Annotated in this window: 16 protein-coding genes; 7 read left to right on the forward strand and 9 right to left on the reverse strand. The window is 64.3% G+C overall.

The features are described from left to right. The first annotated feature begins 68 nt into the window (after positions 1-68). Positions 69-2,777, forward strand: coding sequence for a valine--tRNA ligase (locus ACR65W_RS06425; RefSeq protein WP_434500121.1), 2,709 nt, complete (start codon positions 69-71; stop codon positions 2,775-2,777). On the opposite strand, the gene ACR65W_RS06430 is transcribed toward ACR65W_RS06425, so the two are convergent. Further along, a complete protein-coding gene (locus ACR65W_RS06430; RefSeq protein WP_434500120.1) occupies positions 2,774-3,535 on the reverse strand; it encodes a phosphodiester glycosidase family protein in 762 nt (253 codons plus the stop codon). The genes ACR65W_RS06425 and ACR65W_RS06430 overlap by 4 nt on opposite strands. A gap of 251 nt (positions 3,536-3,786) precedes the next feature. Here ACR65W_RS06430 and ribB point away from each other — a divergent pair, with 251 nt between their 5' ends. Next, on the forward strand, positions 3,787-4,920 hold the full coding sequence (gene ribB / locus ACR65W_RS06435) for a 3,4-dihydroxy-2-butanone-4-phosphate synthase (RefSeq protein ID WP_434500086.1): 1,134 nt from the start codon (positions 3,787-3,789) through the stop codon (positions 4,918-4,920). 81 nt (positions 4,921-5,001) lie between these two features. Here ribB and ACR65W_RS06440 read toward each other — a convergent pair whose 3' ends face one another. Both ACR65W_RS06440 and ACR65W_RS06445 read right to left on the reverse strand, forming a co-directional pair. Next, positions 5,002-5,988, reverse strand: a complete 987-nt coding sequence (locus ACR65W_RS06440) for a tyrosine recombinase XerC (RefSeq protein ID WP_434500085.1) — start codon at positions 5,986-5,988, stop codon at positions 5,002-5,004. A 45-nt stretch (positions 5,989-6,033) separates the two neighbouring features. Beyond that, positions 6,034-6,357, reverse strand: coding sequence for a DUF1476 domain-containing protein (locus tag ACR65W_RS06445; protein WP_123177435.1), 324 nt, complete (start codon positions 6,355-6,357; stop codon positions 6,034-6,036). A gap of 556 nt (positions 6,358-6,913) precedes the next feature. Here ACR65W_RS06445 and purC point away from each other — a divergent pair. Beyond that, positions 6,914-7,708: a phosphoribosylaminoimidazolesuccinocarboxamide synthase gene (purC, locus tag ACR65W_RS06450; protein WP_014892432.1), complete on the forward strand. Its 795-nt coding sequence runs from the start codon at positions 6,914-6,916 to the stop codon at positions 7,706-7,708. Between the two features lie 179 nt (positions 7,709-7,887). Here the strand turns inward: purC and ACR65W_RS06455 are convergent, their stop codons facing one another. Continuing rightward, a complete protein-coding gene (locus ACR65W_RS06455; protein WP_434500083.1) occupies positions 7,888-8,979 on the reverse strand; it encodes an AI-2E family transporter in 1,092 nt (363 codons plus the stop codon). A 184-nt stretch (positions 8,980-9,163) separates the two neighbouring features. On the opposite strand from ACR65W_RS06455, the gene purS reads away from it, so the two are divergent. The 3 genes from purS (at position 9,164) to ACR65W_RS06470 (ending at position 10,623) form a co-directional block, all read left to right on the forward strand. After that, a complete protein-coding gene (purS, locus tag ACR65W_RS06460) occupies positions 9,164-9,400 on the forward strand; it encodes a phosphoribosylformylglycinamidine synthase subunit PurS (RefSeq protein WP_434500081.1) in 237 nt (78 codons plus the stop codon). Positions 9,401-9,505: 105 nt separating this feature from the next. Continuing rightward, a complete protein-coding gene (gene purQ / locus ACR65W_RS06465) occupies positions 9,506-10,195 on the forward strand; it encodes a phosphoribosylformylglycinamidine synthase subunit PurQ (protein ID WP_434500080.1) in 690 nt (229 codons plus the stop codon). Positions 10,196-10,266: 71 nt separating this feature from the next. Next, on the forward strand, positions 10,267-10,623 hold the full coding sequence (locus ACR65W_RS06470; RefSeq protein WP_434500079.1) for a DUF1428 domain-containing protein: 357 nt from the start codon (positions 10,267-10,269) through the stop codon (positions 10,621-10,623). Here ACR65W_RS06470 and holA read toward each other — a convergent pair whose 3' ends face one another. The 4 genes from holA to ACR65W_RS06490 all read right to left on the reverse strand — a co-directional run bounded on the left by holA (position 10,624) and on the right by ACR65W_RS06490 (position 15,722). Then, positions 10,624-11,649, reverse strand: a complete 1,026-nt coding sequence (gene holA / locus ACR65W_RS06475; protein ID WP_434500078.1) for a DNA polymerase III subunit delta — start codon at positions 11,647-11,649, stop codon at positions 10,624-10,626. Positions 11,650-11,674: 25 nt separating this feature from the next. Then, entirely contained in the window at positions 11,675-12,202 is a 528-nt protein-coding gene (locus ACR65W_RS06480) for a hypothetical protein (protein ID WP_434500077.1), read from the reverse strand. A 175-nt stretch (positions 12,203-12,377) separates the two neighbouring features. Further along, positions 12,378-15,014: a leucine--tRNA ligase gene (gene leuS, locus ACR65W_RS06485; protein ID WP_434500076.1), complete on the reverse strand. Its 2,637-nt coding sequence runs from the start codon at positions 15,012-15,014 to the stop codon at positions 12,378-12,380. Positions 15,015-15,158: 144 nt separating this feature from the next. Beyond that, positions 15,159-15,722: an HdeD family acid-resistance protein gene (locus tag ACR65W_RS06490; protein ID WP_434496117.1), complete on the reverse strand. Its 564-nt coding sequence runs from the start codon at positions 15,720-15,722 to the stop codon at positions 15,159-15,161. A 198-nt stretch (positions 15,723-15,920) separates the two neighbouring features. Between ACR65W_RS06490 and ACR65W_RS06495 the strand changes: the two genes are divergently transcribed. After that, a complete protein-coding gene (locus ACR65W_RS06495; protein WP_434500075.1) occupies positions 15,921-16,592 on the forward strand; it encodes a YggS family pyridoxal phosphate-dependent enzyme in 672 nt (223 codons plus the stop codon). 223 nt (positions 16,593-16,815) lie between these two features. Here the strand turns inward: ACR65W_RS06495 and ACR65W_RS06500 are convergent, their stop codons facing one another. Then, a complete protein-coding gene (locus ACR65W_RS06500) occupies positions 16,816-17,358 on the reverse strand; it encodes a L,D-transpeptidase family protein (RefSeq protein WP_434500073.1) in 543 nt (180 codons plus the stop codon). Between the last annotated feature and the right edge of the window lie 51 nt (positions 17,359-17,409).

Below are 17,409 nucleotides of genomic sequence, written 5' to 3' on the forward strand. Positions count from 1 at the left end.
AGCGTCCCCTCTCCCGCGAAGCGGGGGAGGGACAGGGTGGGGGCCAAAAGGCTCCTCGCCCGATGACCATGGAAAAAACCTTCGCTCCCGCCTCAATTGAATCGCGCATCCGCGACGCGTGGGAAGAGGCGCAAGCCTTTCGCGCCGGACGGCCCGAACGCGCGCGGGCGGCGCCCTATTCCATCGTCATTCCGCCGCCGAACGTCACCGGCAGCCTGCATATGGGCCATGCGCTCAACAATACGCTGCAGGACATTCTCGTGCGCTATCGGCGCATGAAGGGCGACGACGTGTTGTGGCAGCCCGGCACCGACCATGCCGGCATCGCGACGCAAATGGTCGTCGAGCGCCAGCTCATGGAGCGCCAGGAGAATCGCCGCGAACTCGGACGCGAGAAATTCGTCGCGCGCGTCTGGGAATGGAAGGCGGAATCGGGTGGCAAGATCGTCGAACAGCTGAAGCGGCTCGGCGCCTCTTGCGACTGGTCGCGCGAGCGCTTCACGCTCGATGAAGGCCTGTCGCGCGCGGTGGTGAAGGTTTTCGTGCAGCTCTATCGCGACGGGCTGCTCTATAAGGACAAGCGTCTCGTCAATTGGGACCCGGCGCTGCATACGGCGATCTCCGATCTCGAAGTGCAGCAGGTCGAAGTGAAGGGCCATCTCTGGCGCTTCAAATATCCCATCGTTGACGACGCTGGGAAAGAGACTGGCGAATATATCGTCGTCGCGACGACGCGCCCCGAGACGATGCTCGGCGACACGGCGGTCGCCGTGCATCCGGAAGACGAGCGCTATACGGCGCTCGTCGGCAAGCGCGTTCGTCTGCCATTGGTCGGCCGGCTGATCCCGATCGTCGCCGACGAATATTCCGATCCCGAGAAGGGCACCGGCGCGGTGAAAATCACCCCGGCGCATGACTTCAACGATTTCGAGGTCGGCAAGCGGCATGGTCTGCGACTCGTCAATGTGCTCGACCCGCAGGCGCAGATGACGCTTGCCGCCAATGCTGATTTCCACGAAGGCGTCGACCCTTCTCCGGAACTCGCGGCGACGGTCTCCATCCTCGACGGGCTCGACCGTTTCGCGGCGCGCAAGCGCGTCGTCGAAATGATGGAGGAGCGCGAGCTGCTCGAGGGCGTCGACGACCATAAGCACATGGTGCCGCATGGCGACCGCTCGGGCGCGGTGCTCGAACCGCGCCTTACCGACCAATGGTATGTCGACGCCAAGACTCTCGCGCAGCCGGCGCTCGCGGCCGTGCGCGAGGGCCGCACGACGTTCGTGCCGAAGAATTGGGAAAAAACCTATTTCGACTGGCTGGAGAATATTCAGCCCTGGTGCGTGTCGCGTCAGCTCTGGTGGGGTCATCGCATTCCGGCCTGGTATGACGAGGACGGCAACGCCTATATCGAAGAGACAGAAGAGGCGGCGCTTGCCGCGGCGCGCGCCAAACTGGGCGATGGCGTGACGCTCACGCGCGACGAAGACGTGCTCGACACCTGGTTCTCGTCGGCGCTGTGGCCCTTCTCGACTCTCGGCTGGCCGGAGAAGACGTCGGAGCTCGCGCGCTATTATCCGACGAGCGCCCTCGTCACCGGCTTCGATATCATCTTCTTCTGGGTCGCCCGCATGATGATGATGGGCCTCTATTTCATGGACGAAGTCCCCTTCCGCGACGTCTATATCCACGCGCTGGTTCGCGACGAGAAGGGCGCGAAGATGAGTAAGTCGAAGGGCAATGTCATCGACCCGCTGCGCCTCATCGACGAATATGGCGCCGATGCGCTGCGCTTCACGCTCGCGGCGATGGCGGCGCAGGGCCGCGACATCAAGCTCTCGACGCAGCGCGTCGAAGGCTATCGCAATTTCGCGACGAAGCTGTGGAACGCCTCGCGCTTCGCCGAGATCAACGGCTGCGCGCGCGTCGCCCATTACGATCCGCGCGCCAATGAGATCACGCTGAACCGCTGGATCATCGGCGAAGCGGCGCGCACAACGGCGGACGTGAGCGCGGCGATCGAGGCCTATCGCTTCAATGACGCGGCGAACGCCGTCTATCGCTTCGTCTGGAGCGTCTTCTGCGATTGGTATATCGAGCTGGCGAAGCCGCTGCTGCAAGGCGCCGATGGCCCTGAAAAGGACGAGACGCGCGCGACGACCGCCTTCGTTCTCGACCAGATCTACGCGCTGCTGCATCCCTTCATGCCCTTCCTCACCGAGGAGCTCTGGGCGATCAAGGGCGCGGACGGTCCCAAGCGCGAGACGATGCTGGCGCTCGCCTCGTGGCCCTCGCTCGAAGGACTCGAAGATGCGGAGGCCGAAAGCGAAATCGGCTGGGTCGTCGACCTGATTTCCGAAGTCCGCTCGCTGCGTGCGGAAATGAATTTGACCAGCGAGACCGAGCTGCTGCTGCTCGGCGCAGACGGCGCGCTGAAAGCGCGCGCGACGCGTTGGGACGAGACGATCCGCAAGCTGGCGCGCCTCTCGCACATCGGCTTCGCTGAGGCGGCGCCAAAGAGCAGCGCGCAAATCATCGTCCGCGGCGGCGTCGCCGCCATGCCGCTCGAAGGCGTGATCGACCTTGGCGCCGAGAGGGCGCGACTGGCGAAAGAAATCGGCAAGCTCGAAGGCGAGTTGAAGAAGCTCGACGCCAAACTCGCCAATGAGGGCTTCCTCGCCAAGGCCGAAGAAGAGGTGATCGACGAGCACCGCGAGCGGCGCGAAGAGACCGCCGCGCGCGTCGAAAAGCTCAATGCGGCTCTTACGCGACTAAGCTAGCGATCCGCGTTCTCGACGACCCCGACGATCGGCCCCATCGCCGGCATAAAGCGATCATGGCGCGAAAGCGACGGCGCATAAAGCGCCGAAGCGGCGCCGCCGTCGAGAAACAGCGCATCCAGACAGTGCAGGCGATCGCGAAAAAGCAGCGCGAACTCATAAAACGTCACCGGCTGATTGGAGATCGCGAAACGCGCGACATGGCCGTCCTGGACGCACACGCCGTTGCGAAATTTCTGCGACGTTCCGTCCTCATGGATGCGCGGATGAATGCGCCCGCCGATAACAAGCATCGGCCCAGACTGGGTCGCGAACTGCGCGCGCTGACGGCTCTTCAAGAAGCGCGCCGTTTCGGTCACGCCGGCGCGCGACCCGTCGACCCAGAACACGCCGTTGGGCTTCATGTGAAAATTGCCGGGGCCGGGGCGCGTATTGGCGCCCTTCGCCGTCCGGCCGTTCTCGACGTAAAGGCCGACCGGCGCGCGACTTTCCGCATACATGCCGGCGTTCATGGCGAAGACGAGCGTTTCGCCGCTCTTCGCCAATTCGCTCGCAAGGCGGGAAAAGGCGCCCAGGATTTCGCCTTTTCCGTCGCGCAGAAAGACCCGGATGTCGCTCTTGTGCGCGTCGAAGTCGCAGACCGCATAGGCGACGCCTTGCTCCTCGATCTCGGCGCAGGGGCCGGGCTCGGCCGCCGCCCCGGATGCGATAAAAAGCGCCAGCCCTAGCGCCGCGAGCGTTTTTGAAAAGACGCGCATCATGGGCGTCATTAGCTCCGTAGCGAGCAAATGCCTCCTCCTTCCTTCCTATCGTCGGAACCGCCATCCGGAAGCGCCGACTTTGGGACTATGTCATTCCCGGCAGGCCGCAGGCCTGACCGGGAATCCAGAGCAACGCCATGAATGGCTGGCTTTATGCTGGATTCCCGATCGCGCGCCGCGCGTCGGGAATGACAATTGCGAAAGCTGCGCAGCCACCCGTTTGAAACGTCGCCGCGGCAAGGCTAGATATGCGACGCAGGCGCCGCAAGCGGCGGGTTCCGGAGATCTCATTGTCCCATTCCATCACTGAAGCCGTCGAGGCCGTGGCTAGAGGCGAGATGGTCGTCGTCACCGATGACGACGATCGCGAAAACGAAGGCGACCTCGTCGTCGCCGCGTCGCTCTGCACGCCGGAGAAAATGGCCTTCATCATCCGCCACACGAGCGGGATTGTCTGCGCGCCGCTCACGCTCGAGGAGGCGCGCCGTCTGCATCTCGCGCCAATGGTCGCGGAAAACGACGCGCCGCTCGCCACCGCATTCACCGTCACCGTCGACGCGCGCCACGGGCTCACCACCGGCATTTCCGCCGAGCAGCGCTGCAATACGGTGCGCGCGCTCGCCAATGGCAATATGGGCGCGAGCGACTTCGTGCGGCCCGGCCATGTCTTCCCGCTGATCGCCAAGGACGGCGGAGTGCTGATGCGCTCGGGACATACTGAAGCCGCCGTTGATCTGTGCAAGCTTGCCGGCCTGCCGCCGGTCGGCGTGATCTGCGAACTCGCCAATGACGATGGCACGGTGATGACCGGACGCCAGATCGAGGAATTCGCGCGCGCACACGACCTCAAACTCGTGTCGGTTTCCGATCTCATCGCGTTCCGACAGGCGCGCGAAAAGCTCGTCGAACGCGTCGCAACCTTCCCCGTCGAGACGGAGGCCGGGGCAATGATCGGCCACGCCTATGTGACGCCCTTCGACAGCGTGCAGCACTTCGCCTTCGTTCTGGGCGCGATCGGCGACGGGCGCGACGTGCCGACGCGCCTGCATCGCGCCGATATCATCTCCGATGTGATGTGCGGCGCGCCGACGATCAAGAAGACTCTCGCGCGCTTCGCCCGCGAAGGGCGCGGCGTGCTCGTCTATCTGCGCGACGGCGCGGCCGGCGTGCCGGCGAATATCGTCGGACGCCAGAAGGACGAGGAGGAAAGGGCGGAGGAAACGCGCAAGCGGCAATGGCTCGACGTCGGTCTCGGCGCGCAGATTTTGAAGGACCTCGGCGTTTCCTCGATCCGTCTGCGTTCCTCGTCGTCAAAGCCCCGCGCTTTCGTCGGGCTCTCGGGCTTTGGAATCGAGATTAGCGCGGTGGAGCCGGTGGAGTGAGCGGCTTCTGACGCCGCCTGCCCGTCACGCGGGCGTGTCACGGGCATCCACGCCCGCGCGGCCATGACGCGATCTTTGGCCTCACTTCGCGCGCGGATGCGCCGAGCGATAAGCGTCGAGGAGCCGCGTCTTGTCGACGGCGGTATAGATCTGCGTCGTCGACAGCGAGGCGTGCCCGAGCAATTCCTGAATCGTGCGCAGATCGCCGCCGCGACCCAGGAGATGCGTCGCAAAGGAATGTCGCAGCGCATGCGGCGTCGCGCTCTCGGGCAGGCCGAGCGCCCCGCGCAGGCGCTGGACGGCGAGCTGGATGATGCGCGGCGAGAGCGGCCCGCCGCGCGCGCCCACAAACAGCGGCCCGCCGGCGAGATCATAGGGACAGAGCGCGAGATAGGCTTCGATCGCCGCGCGCACCGGCGCGATCACCGGCACGGTCCGGCTCTTGCCGCCCTTCCCCAGGATCGTGACCCGATCGGCGGCGCCGATCGGCGCCGCGGCGCTCCCGATCGACAGAGCCTCCGAAATTCGCAGGCCGGCGCCGTAGAGCAGCGCCAGCACGGCGGCGTCCCGCGCGATCACCCAAGGCTCTCGCGCCTCGCCCGCTCTCTGTTCGGGGTCCACGATGTCGCGGGCGTCGGGCACGGTAAGCGCCTTGGGGAGGCTGTGCGGGCGCTTGGGCGGACGCACGGCGCCAAAGACATCCGTGCGGGCGAGGCCCTTCTTCTCAATGAAGCGCAGAAAATTGCGCACGGCGGCGAGCGCCCGCAGCAGCGAACGGCTTTCCAAGCCGTCGCGGCGACGCTTGGCCATAAAGGCGCGCAGGTCTACGGGTTGAAGCGACTTAAGCGCGGCGGCGTCCGGCCGCTCGCCAGTATGATGCGCCAGAAAGCCCAAAAAATTGGCGAGGTCCCGGCCATAGGCCTCGACAGTATGGCGGGAGGCGCGCCGCTCGCCGGCAAGATAGCGCAGCCATAGCGCCGCTTCCTCGGCGATCGCCGGCGCCGCCTGAAAATAGGAGGCGTCGGGAAGCGGTTTCTGTCGGGGCGCTCTCAGGGACGAATCGCGCATAAGCGACTATCGCCCAAAAAGATGAATGAAGGCCGTGGTCGTCGGTTATTGGCCCGACTTGATCTCGGCCTTCGCCTTGGTCAGCATCTCGTCCATGGTGCGGCGGATCTGATGCTCGGACTGATTCACGCCCGCCGCCTCGAAATCCTTCATGACCAAAGCCACGACCCGCTCATCGGCGTCGGCGGTCACTTCCGCTGCGACCAAGGCGTCCGCGTAGGCCTGCGCCTCGGCGCCTGTCTTGCCGAGCTTCTCGGCCGCCCAGAGGCCGAGCAGCTTGTTGCGGCGCGCTTCGGCGCGAAACTGCAGCTCCTCTTCATGGACAAAGCGTTTTTCGAAGGAATCTTCGCGCTGGTCGAACGTGCTCATGTCCATCCTCGGCCGGGTTGTTCTTAAATCAGGACTCGGCGATCATGCGCCGCATCGGCGTGGGCTCGATATATGCGTATTCGCGCGCAAAGCCAATGCCGGAAAGCGTGGTCCTGGCCGCGACGAAACCGCCCCCTGCTCTCCACGCTGCGCGCGCGAGCGCGGATATGGCCGCGCGCCGCGCAGAACTGCAAAAAGCGCGCCGGTGCGGCTATTTGTCGATGCATGGCATTTTCCGTCCGGCGATCCGAAAGTAGAGGCGCTACGCGCCATGAGCGTCGCAGGGGTGAACGGGCGCGGTCGAAAAATCGCCGACCAGATGCTCAAATTACGGGCGCCAGAACCGACACGGCGACGGCGACGCTGGGCCGCCACACTTTCAGTTTCATTGTATCGTCTTCCCCTTTGCGATAGAGTGCCCCGTCGGCTTGTCACTGGCCGCCAAAGACGCTAGGACCGCCGGTGCTCGCGGCTGGGCGCACGCCCGCCGCCGCTCCCTGAGAGCCGCCCACAAGCCGGCATGCGTTCACACTTCGGAGGAGCGACGACCCGCCAGATGGACTTCCTCAAGCCCCGGTTGATCCCAATGAACCGCCGACGCCGCATCTACGAGGGCAAGGCCAAGGTCCTCTATGAGGGCCCTGAACCCGGCACTTTGATTCAGCATTTTAAGGACGACGCCACGGCCTTCAACGCGAAGAAACACGAGGTGATCGACGGGAAGGGCGTGCTCAACAACCGGATCTCCGAATATATCTTCCAGCATTTGAACAGCATCGGCGTGCCGACCCACTTCATCCGCCGGCTGAACATGCGCGAGCAGCTCATCCGCGAGGTGGAAATCATCCCGCTCGAAGTCGTCGTGCGCAACGTCGCGGCCGGCTCGCTCGCCAAGCGCCTCGGGATGGAAGAAGGCACGCAACTGCCCCGCTCCATCATCGAATTCTACTATAAGAACGACGCGCTGGACGACCCGATGGTGTCCGAGGAGCATATCACCGCCTTCGGCTGGGCGACTCCCCAGGAGATCGACGACGTCATGGCGCTCGCCATCCGCGTCAACGATTTCCTCTCCGGACTCTTCCTCGGCGTCGGCATCCGCCTCGTCGACTTCAAGATGGAATGCGGTCGGCTCTGGGAAGGCGACATGATGCGAATCGTCGTCGCCGACGAGATTTCGCCCGACAGCTGCCGGCTGTGGGATATCAAGTCGAACGACAAGCTCGACAAGGATCGCTTCCGTCGCGACTTGGGCGGGCTGGTCGAGGCTTATACCGAAGTCGCGCGCCGTCTCGGCATCATGCAGGAAAACGAGACGATCCGCACCGGCGCGCCGAAGCTCGTGCAGTAGCCGGCGCGCCGCCGCCGCGCAGCTGTGACAGCGCTGGCGTGAAGGTCGCGGCGCCCGCTCCGGCGAAACGCGATTCTGTCGCCTCGCCCTCTGTCCCTATTAGCGTGGCGACGCGATTTCCGCCGCCGCGCGCCTGCCGGTTTTGGCGAGCGAAGCGCGCGACATGGGTTCCGGCATTTTCATATCCACCAACGACGTTTCTTCGGCGGGCCGAGGTCCGCCGCGCCAAGAGAATGCTCGAGGTCCTGCGATAGGACAAAGCGCACGATCACGCCGATTGTCGCCGCTAACGGCACGGCGATGAGCAGACCGATAAATCCAAACAAATAGCCGAAGGCGGCGATCGCGAACATCACCAGGAGCGGGCTGAGATTGACGCGCTGGCCGACGAGGCGCGGCGTCAACGCATTATCATCGAGCAATTGTCCAGCCAGGAATATCCCCAATATGAGCGGAATCATGCTCCAGTTTGGCCAGAATTGAAGAAGCGCAACGCTCACCGATAGGACAACGCCGGTCAGCACGCCCAAATAAGGAATGAAACTGATCAGTCCGGACGCAATGCCGATCAGAAAGGCATGATTGAGACCGGTCAATTGGAGCGCCACGGCATAATACACAGCCAGAACGAGGCAAATGATCCCTTGTCCGCGGAGAAACACACTGATCGTTTCATTGATCTCGCGCGCCAGGGCTCGAACGGTCTCCTGCTGCGGCGCGGGGATCATCTTGTCGAGCGCCGCGATGATTTGATCCCAATCAATGAGCAAATAGAAGGTTACGATCGGAGAGACGACCAGCAAGGAGAAGATCGACGCCAACGCCTGACCATCCGACCATAGCTTGCGCAAAAGGTTCGCGCTCATGTGAGCGCCGAGGGTGGTCAATTCTCCTGTCGACTGCCGAGCTTCGCTCAGCCCTTCGACGATGATCTGGCGCATCCATGGCCGGCTGGGATCGGTCGCCAATGCTTGCAGCTGGGTGAGATAATCCGGCAGTTTTTCGATGAAGAGCGCGATCTCCTCGGCGAGCATTGGCGTGAGAACCACAATCAAGCCGATGATGACCGCGTAAAAAAGGCCGATGAGCGCGAGCGCCGCAACGGTTCGACCGAATCCGAGGCGTTCGAGTCGGGTGACAAGCGGGTCGAGTAAATAAGCGAGAGCGATTCCCACCAAAAAGGGCGTCAAGATCTCGCGCAACAGGACGATCGTTCCGCCGACGATCACCGCCGCCGCGATCCAGGAAATCGATAGACGGTTAAAATTCATGGCGTGATCTTATCCCCATAATGCTGACGGGCAATGCTGGGCCCGAAAACGCGTTCCGACGCAATGTCGAATACATCCTCTTTTGGCCGAGCCCGATGGCGATATGGTGAATATCGGCGTAATGGAGATTGCGCGCCTGTTGCGCGCCCACTAACAGTCTTTCCTTCACCACGGACCTCAGCCGATGAAAGCCCGCGTCGTCGTCACTCTCAAATCCGGCATTCTCGATCCGCAAGGCAAGGCGATCGAGGGCGCGCTGAAGTCGCTTGGCGTCGAAGGCGTCGCCAGTGTGCGGCAGGGCAAGGTGTTCGACGTGGAGTTCGACGGCGATGACGCCAGCGCCGCCAAGGCGCAGTTGCAAGCCGCCTGTGAGAAGCTGCTCGCCAATACCGTGATCGAGAATTATCAGATCGATGTGTGAGGCGATTGAGGGCAGTCGGGCTTCGTCAGTCGGCAGTCGGAGCAGCTCTTCCGACTGCCGATCTGGCGACTGCCGATCTGCCGATTTCCCGCTCAGGACACGCCCATGAAAGCCGCCGTCGTTGTTTTCCCCGGCTCCAATCGCGAAGGCGACATGGCCCGCGCGCTGACACAAGCGACCGGGCGCCAGCCGTCGATGCTCTGGCACGCCGACCACGAGCTGCCCGCCGGGACGGACCTTGTCGTATTGCCCGGAGGCTTTTCCTACGGCGATTATCTTCGCTGCGGCGCGATCGCCGGCCGCGCCGCCATCATGGACGCGGTGCGCGCGCACGCCGCGCGCGGCGGATTGGTGCTGGGCGTTTGCAACGGCTTCCAGATTCTTTGCGAAAGCGGCCTTCTGCCGGGCGTGCTGATGCGCAACGCCAATTTGCGCTTCGTCTGCCGGATGCAGCATCTCAAGGTCGAACGCAACGACACCGCGTTCACCCGGCATTACGCCCGGGGCCAGACGATCGAAGTCTGCATCGCGCATGGCGAAGGCAATTACGAAGCCGACGACGCCACGATCGAGCGGCTTGAGGGCGACGGCCTTGTCGCCTTCCGCTATTGCGACTCCGCCGGCGCCGTCGGCGGCGAGTCCAATCCCAACGGCTCGCGCAATGACATCGCCGGCATCTATTCAGACGGGCGCAATGTGCTCGGCCTGATGCCGCATCCCGAAAATCTCATCGACCCACTTGCGGGCGGAATTGACGGCCGCGGGCTTTTCGAGAGCCTCTCCCGCGCGGCGTGAACAAAACGAGACGACCGATTGTCATTTCCCGAAGCGGCGTCAAAGGCATGCCAGCAAGAAGGAGCGGCGCAATGAGCTATGTCGACGGTTTCGTGATTCCCGTGCCCATGGGCAAGAAGGAAGATTACCATAAGGCCGCCGCGCAGATGTGGCCCATCATGAAGGAGTGGGGCGCGCTACGCGTCGTCGAATGTTGGGGCGACGACCTGCCCGACGGCAAAGTCACCGACTTCAAACGCGCCGTCGCCGCCGAGAGCGGCGAAAACATCGTGTTCTCGTGGGTCCTATGGCCGTCCAAAGACGTGCGCGACGCGGCGCACAAGAAAATGCACGAAGATCCGCGCATGAAGGACATGCCGATGCCGTTCGACGGCAAGCGCATGATCTTCGGCGGCTTCGAAATGCTGATGGACGAAGGCCAGGGCTGACTAACGCCGCGCCGCGCGCGCGACGTTCCACAGCGCGCGCTCGGCCTCCATTTGCGCCACGCCGGCGTTGGCGCGCGCCCGCGTCTGCGCGGCGCGCAGCGGCTCGATCAGCGCGCTAAGACGCGCGGATGACCAGCTCTTGAGCTGCTCGTCCATCAGCGCGCGGTGCATGAAGCCGAAGCCGGCGCGCATCAGCGCCGAAACGCCGGCGTCGGGTCGCCCGCCCTCGCGCTCCATGGCGAGACGGGCGCGATGCAGCGCCACGGCGTAGCGCAGCGCCCCGATGAGAAGCTGCTGCGCGTCGCCGTCCTGCGCGAAATAGGCGTCGAGCGCCACGCCGATGTCGGCGGCGCCCGCGAAAGCCGCCGTCACCATGCGATCCGACGCGATGTTCGAGGCGTGCGCGACGATCGCTTCGACGTCCTTGGCCTCGACATGTTCCCGGCCATGCATATAGAGCGCGAGCTTTTCAAGCTCGGCGCGACTCATCAGCCGGTCTTCTCCGAGAGCGCCGAGGAGTAGGCCGCGGGCCTCGGGACTGGCGACAAGGCCGGCATCGCGCAGGCTGCGCTCGATCAGCGCCTGCAAATCCGCTTCCGCGTCGGGCTGGCACTCGATCGCCGCGCCCTGCTTGGCGCCCTCGACCAGCTTGCGCAGCGGCGAGTCGCGCCTCAGCGCGCCTGCGGTCAGCACGACAGCGCAATGCGCCGGCGGCGCGCCGATAAGCGACGTCAGCGCCGGAATGACGGATTTGCCGCCTGTCTCGACCAGAATGGCGCGCCGTCCGCCAAAGAGCGGCGTGGTGTTCGCCTCGTCGAGCAGCGCAAGCGGGTCGGAAGCGACCGCATCGCCGCTCATCTCGACGAATTGGAAGGGATCGCGGCGATCGTCGATGCGTTTTTCGACGAGCGCGAGCGCGCGCTCGCGCACCATGCCCGCGTCGGAGCCGAAGACCAGGAAAAGAAAAACGCCCTCGGGCGGCGCGGCGATGAAACGTTCGGCGTCGCGACTCTTGACCGCCGTCATGAGGCGCTATTGTCCGTCGCTGCCGTCAATAGCGAACGACGGCGGGCGGCGGGACCGGCGACAGGCGCGTGGCGAGCACGGTGGCGATTCTGGTGCGGATCGAATCGGCGATGACCCGGGCGTTGCGGATCTCTGCGTCGCGCGCGGCGCGCACATTGGAGAAGCGGTTCGAGAAACGATCGTAGCTCGCAATGTTGAAAGCGACGCCTTTCGTGACCTCCACCTCGTCAGGCAAGGTGACCAGCCGATATTCGGCGTCGGCGATCACCGTCGCCGACGTGGCGCGGCCGGTCACGGTGTCGAGAATCGGCGTCTGCACGCGCTCGCGAAGCACAACCATCAGACGGTAGCGCGGCGGCGGCTGCGAGCCGGTGCCGTTCAGGCCGAAGATCAGCTCATTTCGGACATAGTGACCGAGCCGCTGCGGAATTTCGTCAACCGCGATCGACTGCAGCTCGGCCGCGAGCGGCGCGGAGTCGAGCCCAAATCCTGCCGGCGCATAAAGCGGCTGGAGGCAGCCGGCGAGCGGCAGGGTGGCAGAAAAGATGGTCATCACAACTAGGAGCCTCATCCTGAGGAGCCCGCGCAGCGGGCGTCTCGAAGGATGCTCCAGAAGGCGCAGCGCGGAGCCCTCGCCCCTTCGAGACGCGCCTTTCAGGCGCTCCTCAGGGTGAGGGCTTTGTGGGTCGCTCGAGACGCGGAAAGCCTGGGACGCGCGACATGCGGTTTCAAACCACCACATTGACGATCCTTTTCGGAACGAGAATGAACTTCCTCAGCGGCTTGCCTTCCATGGCGCGCTGAACGCCATCTTGCGCCAAAGCCTCTTTGCGAATCGTTTCCTCGTCGGCGTCATGGGCGACAAGAATTTCGGCGCGCTTTTTGCCGTTGACCTGCACCGGCAGGCTTATCATCTCCTGGGCCAACAGGGTAGGATCCGCCGCCGGCCAAGGCGCTTCAGCAACCAGACCTTTGTGGCCCAAATCGGCCCAGCACTCCTCGGCGACATGCGGCGTCATCGGCGCGACAAGCCGAATGAGCGCGTCCGCCGCCTCGCGGAAGGCGAAGGCGAGATCGGCCGGAACCGGCGTTTCGGTCACGGCGTCGAGCGCGCTCGTCAGCTCATTGGCGAATTCGCGGATGCGGGCGATGGCGCTGTTGAACCGCAGCCGCTCGATATTTTCGCTCGCCTGGGCGATCGAACGATGTGTCGCCTTGCGCACGGCGAGCGCGAGATCGTGAAAGGCCGCCGGCGGCTCAGCCCCGACGGGGGCCGCCACACGCCCCAGTTCGCCGGTCAGACGCCACAGGCGCTGCACGAAGCGCCATGCGCCCTGCGCGCCCTCGTCCGACCAGATGACGTCGCGATCGGGCGGGCTGTCGGACAGGACGAAGAGTCGCGCCGTATCGGCGCCATAGCTCGCGACGATATCGTCTGGATCGACAGTATTCTTCTTCGACTTCGACATTTTTTCGATCGGGCCGATGCCGATCTCCACGTCGCCGTCGACGAGAAAGGCGCGGCGACCGCCGTCCTTGGCTTCGATCCGGACATCATACGGCGCGACCCACTGGCCGTCCGGCGCGCGATAGGTCTCATGCACGACCATGCCCTGGGTGAAGAGTCCGGCGAAAGGCTCCGCCACCGCGGCATGGCCGCTGTCGCGCATGGCCCGCGCGAAGAACCGCGAATAGAGAAGATGCAGAATCGCGTGCTCGATGCCGCCGATATATTGATCGACCGGCAGCCAGCGCGCGAGCGCCTCGGCGCTTGCCGGCGCCGTCTCATTATGCGGATCGGCGAAGCGCGCGTAATACCAGGACGAGTCGACGAAGGTGTCCATCGTATCGGTCTCGCGCCGCGCCGGCGCGCCGCAACAGGGACAGGGGACATTTTTCCAGCTTGCGTGGCGATCGAGCGGATTGCCGGGCTGATCGAAGGAGACGTCTTCGGGCAGCCGCACCGGCAGATCGGCTTCGGGAACCGGCACCGGCCCGCAGGTCTCGCAATGGATGATCGGGATCGGGCAACCCCAGTAGCGCTGGCGCGAAATCCCCCAGTCGCGCAGCTTGTAATTCACCTTCCGCTCGCCCTGCGGCCTGTCGAACAGCGCTGTCCTCGTCAGACGGTTGGCGACGTCGTCCTTCGCCTGCGGCACGGTCATGCCGTCGAGAAAACCAGAATTCACCAGCCTGCCCTCGGCCTCGAAGGCTTCGCCGCTTGTCGCAATCTGCTTTTCGAGCTCTTGCGCCGCGAGACTCTCCGGGCAAACCACGACCTTGAAGCCGAGCGCATATTTGGTCGCGAAATCGAGATCGCGCTGATCATGCGCCGGACAGCCGAAAATCGCGCCCGTCCCGTAATCCATCAGAATGAAATTCGCGACATAGACCGGCAGCGTCCAGTTCGGATCGAAGGGGTGAACGACGCGCAGCCCCGTGTCGTAACCCATCTTTTCCGCGGTCTCGATCGCTTCCGCGGATGTCGCGCCGCGCCGACACTCCTTCGAAAAGGCGGCGAGGGCCGGGTCCTTCTCGGCGGCGGCTTTCGCCAGCGGATGGTCCGCGGCGAGCGCGACGAATTTCGCGCCAAACAGCGTGTCGGCGCGGGTGGTGAAGACTTCGATCTCGCGCATCCCGTCAAGCGGCTGGGCGAGCGCGAAGCGCACGAGCATGCCTTCCGAGCGCCCGATCCAGTTGCGCTGCATCAGCCGCACCTTGTCGGGCCAGCGTTCGAGCGCGTCGAGCGCAGAGAGCAGCTCTTCGGAATAGTCGGTGATCTTGAAGAACCACTGCGTCAGCTCGCGCTGCTCGACGAGCGCGCCCGATCGCCAGCCGCGGCCGTCGATGACCTGCTCATTCGCGAGCACCGTCATGTCGACCGGGTCCCAATTCACTTTCGACTTCTTACGGTCGACGATGCCGGCTTTCAGGAAATCGAGGAAAAGCTTCTGCTGGCGTCCATAATATTCCGGATCGCAGGTCGCGATCTCACGCGACCAGTCGAGCGACAGTCCCAGAGCTTTAAGCTGCGCCCGCATCGCCGCGATATTGGCGTAGGTCCATTGCGCCGGATGCGCGCCGGTCTGCGCCGCGGCGTTTTCGGCGGGAAGGCCGAACGCGTCCCACCCCATCGGATGCAGGACGTCGAAGCCCTTGGCGCGCATGAAGCGCGCGATAACGTCGCCCATCGAGTAATTGCGCACATGGCCCATGTGCAGCCGACCCGAGGGATAGGGAAACATCTCGAGCACGTAATATTTGGGCGCGCCGGTGTTGTCGCCTGCCTTAAATGACTGTTTTTCTTCCCAAATCTTTTGCCAGCGCGGCTCCGCCTCGGCGAAATTATAGCGTTCGGGTCTCATCTTGCTGGCGCGTCCGGTCAAAAGGCTTGCGGGATTGCGCCTCTAATGCCGGGCGGTCCGGGCGATGTCAAAGGCAGGAGCCATTCGCAGAGCCCCGAAAAAGCTCGGGGGCCGTAAGCACGGCCCCCATAGTTCCCCATGAACTCACGCCTTCGCCGAAAGCCCGACGGTGATCCAGCTGACGCCCTCGAAGATCAGATTGATCGCGAGGAACAGGCCAAGGATGTAGAGGCCCGACATCGGCCACTGGGCCAGGATCATCCCGCCCAGCACGATGCTGATCACGCCCGAGAACGCCACGAGGCCCCAGGGGCCGACGTCGCGGATGTGCCAGGCGAGGACCAGTTTGAACAGCCCGGCGACGATCAGCGCGACGCCAATGATCGCCGTCAGCGACACCGCCGCGAGCAAAGGATCGCGGAAGACCAGAAAGCCCGCGACGATCGTGATCAGCCCGATCACGCCCCACAGCAGCGCCCTGGTCCAGGGCCGGATCTGAACGGCGGTGATAATCTCCATCGCGCCGGCGACGAGCATCGCCGCGCCGACATAGAACACGGTCACGAGCGTGGCGGTCGTCACGTCATAGAGCGCAAACAGTCCGCCGGCGAGCATGAGCGCGCCGAGCGCGACGATCCATCCCCATTTGCGGCGCAGATGATGCAAATGCATCGCGCGCCCGTCGTAAATCAGGCTGTCATTGACCATATCGGCCTCCAATTTAGTAGGAACAATCATTGGTAGGCGGGACGCGTTTCTCAATGATGAACGTTGCGACGACACCGCCCCTCGCCCGGCCCCTCGCCCGCCGGAAGCTTAACGCGCCGGATTGCACGAAGTTCCGCGCTGCGAAGGCGTAAAAGATTCGGCGCTTGACCCGGCCGCCGAAATCGCGATTTTCGCGCCATGGGAGCCGCCGATCGCCTCGAATCGACACGCGAAGCGATTCGCCGCGCTGCAGTGGACTGTGGCCGCGATCCTGGCTCCATTCGCCTCGTCTGCGTCACCAAGACCTTTCCGGCCGAGGACGTGGTTCCGCTGCTGGAAGCGGGCCATCGCGTCTTCGGGGAGAACCGCGTGCAGGAGGCTTTGTCGAAGTGGCCGGCGCTGCGCGAAAAATATGCGGACATCGAATTGCATCTCATCGGCCCGCTGCAGTCGAATAAGACGCGCGAGGCGATCGAGCTCTTCGACGTCATAGAGAGCGTCGACCGCGAAAAGATCGCCAAGGCGCTGTCCGAGGAAATCGCCAGGACGGGCAAGCGCCCGCGCCTTTTCGTGCAGGTCAACACCGGCGCCGAGCCGCAAAAGGCCGGCGTCCTTCCCGAAAACGCCGACAGCTTTCTGGCCGCCTGTCGCGACGCTTATGGATTGAAAATCGAAGGGCTGATGTGCGTGCCGCCCGTGGGCGAACAGGCGTCTCCGCATTTCGCGCTGCTCGCCGACATCGCCGCGCGCAACGGAATCGCCGAACTCTCCATGGGCATGAGTTCGGATTTCGAACTCGCGATCCAGTTAGGGGCGACCTATGTCCGGGTCGGCTCGGCGATCATGGGCGAGCGCGATTATCCCGCGTGAGACGGCGGCCCCCTCCCCAACCCTCCCCCGCTTCGCGGGAGAGGGAGCAGGCCGCGCCCTTCATCGCCATTTCTCGAAAAGCGTCGCGGCTCCGGTTCGCGATTGCCGCTCGCTAGCGTCCCCTCTCCCATCCGAAGTCGGCTGTTGCCGACTTCGGGGTCGATGCGGAAACCGGGAGCACCCGGTTTGCATAGCGGGGGAGGGACAGGGAGGGGGCTCAGCGCTATCCGATCAACAGCGCGACCTTGCGTCCCAACCTCGGCAGAAGCCGCGCCATGTCGCGGGCGCGCAATGCGACGCAGCCGGCGGTCGGGGAAAGATCATCCGTGGCGATATGAAAGAAAATCGCGCTGCCGCGACCGCGCGCGCGAGGACGAAGATTGTAGCCCATGACGCCGACGGCGTCGTAAAGCGCGTCCTTGCGCCACATTTCCTCATGGCCGAGGCGCGACGGCGCCTGCAGCGGTTTGTTGTAGAGAAAGGTGCGCGGATCGTCGCACCAGAGATCGTGCGGCCGCGTTCGCCGCCACGGCAGGCGCAAGGGCGCAGGCGCGCGCAGGTAAAAATAGAGGAGCGACCAGCGGCCGGCCGGGCTCGCGCCGTCGCCTTCGCGCTTGTTGCGCACAACGCCGCTGCGGCCGAGCGCGCAAGGAAGAACGAGCGAGCCGGCGATCAGCCTTCCCTCGTGCGGGCGGCCGCCAATGCGCCGCGCGACGCGCAGCAAGGCCAGTCCGGCAGGTTTCGTCCGGTTCGTTCGGCGATGCATGATGCATTATATGCGCCGCTCGCCGGCGCGTCTGACCGCCTATAGCAGGAA

It is taken from the genome of Methylocystis sp., assembly GCF_051062815.1.
In the GTDB taxonomy this organism is placed as follows: Bacteria; Pseudomonadota; Alphaproteobacteria; order Rhizobiales; family Beijerinckiaceae; genus Methylocystis.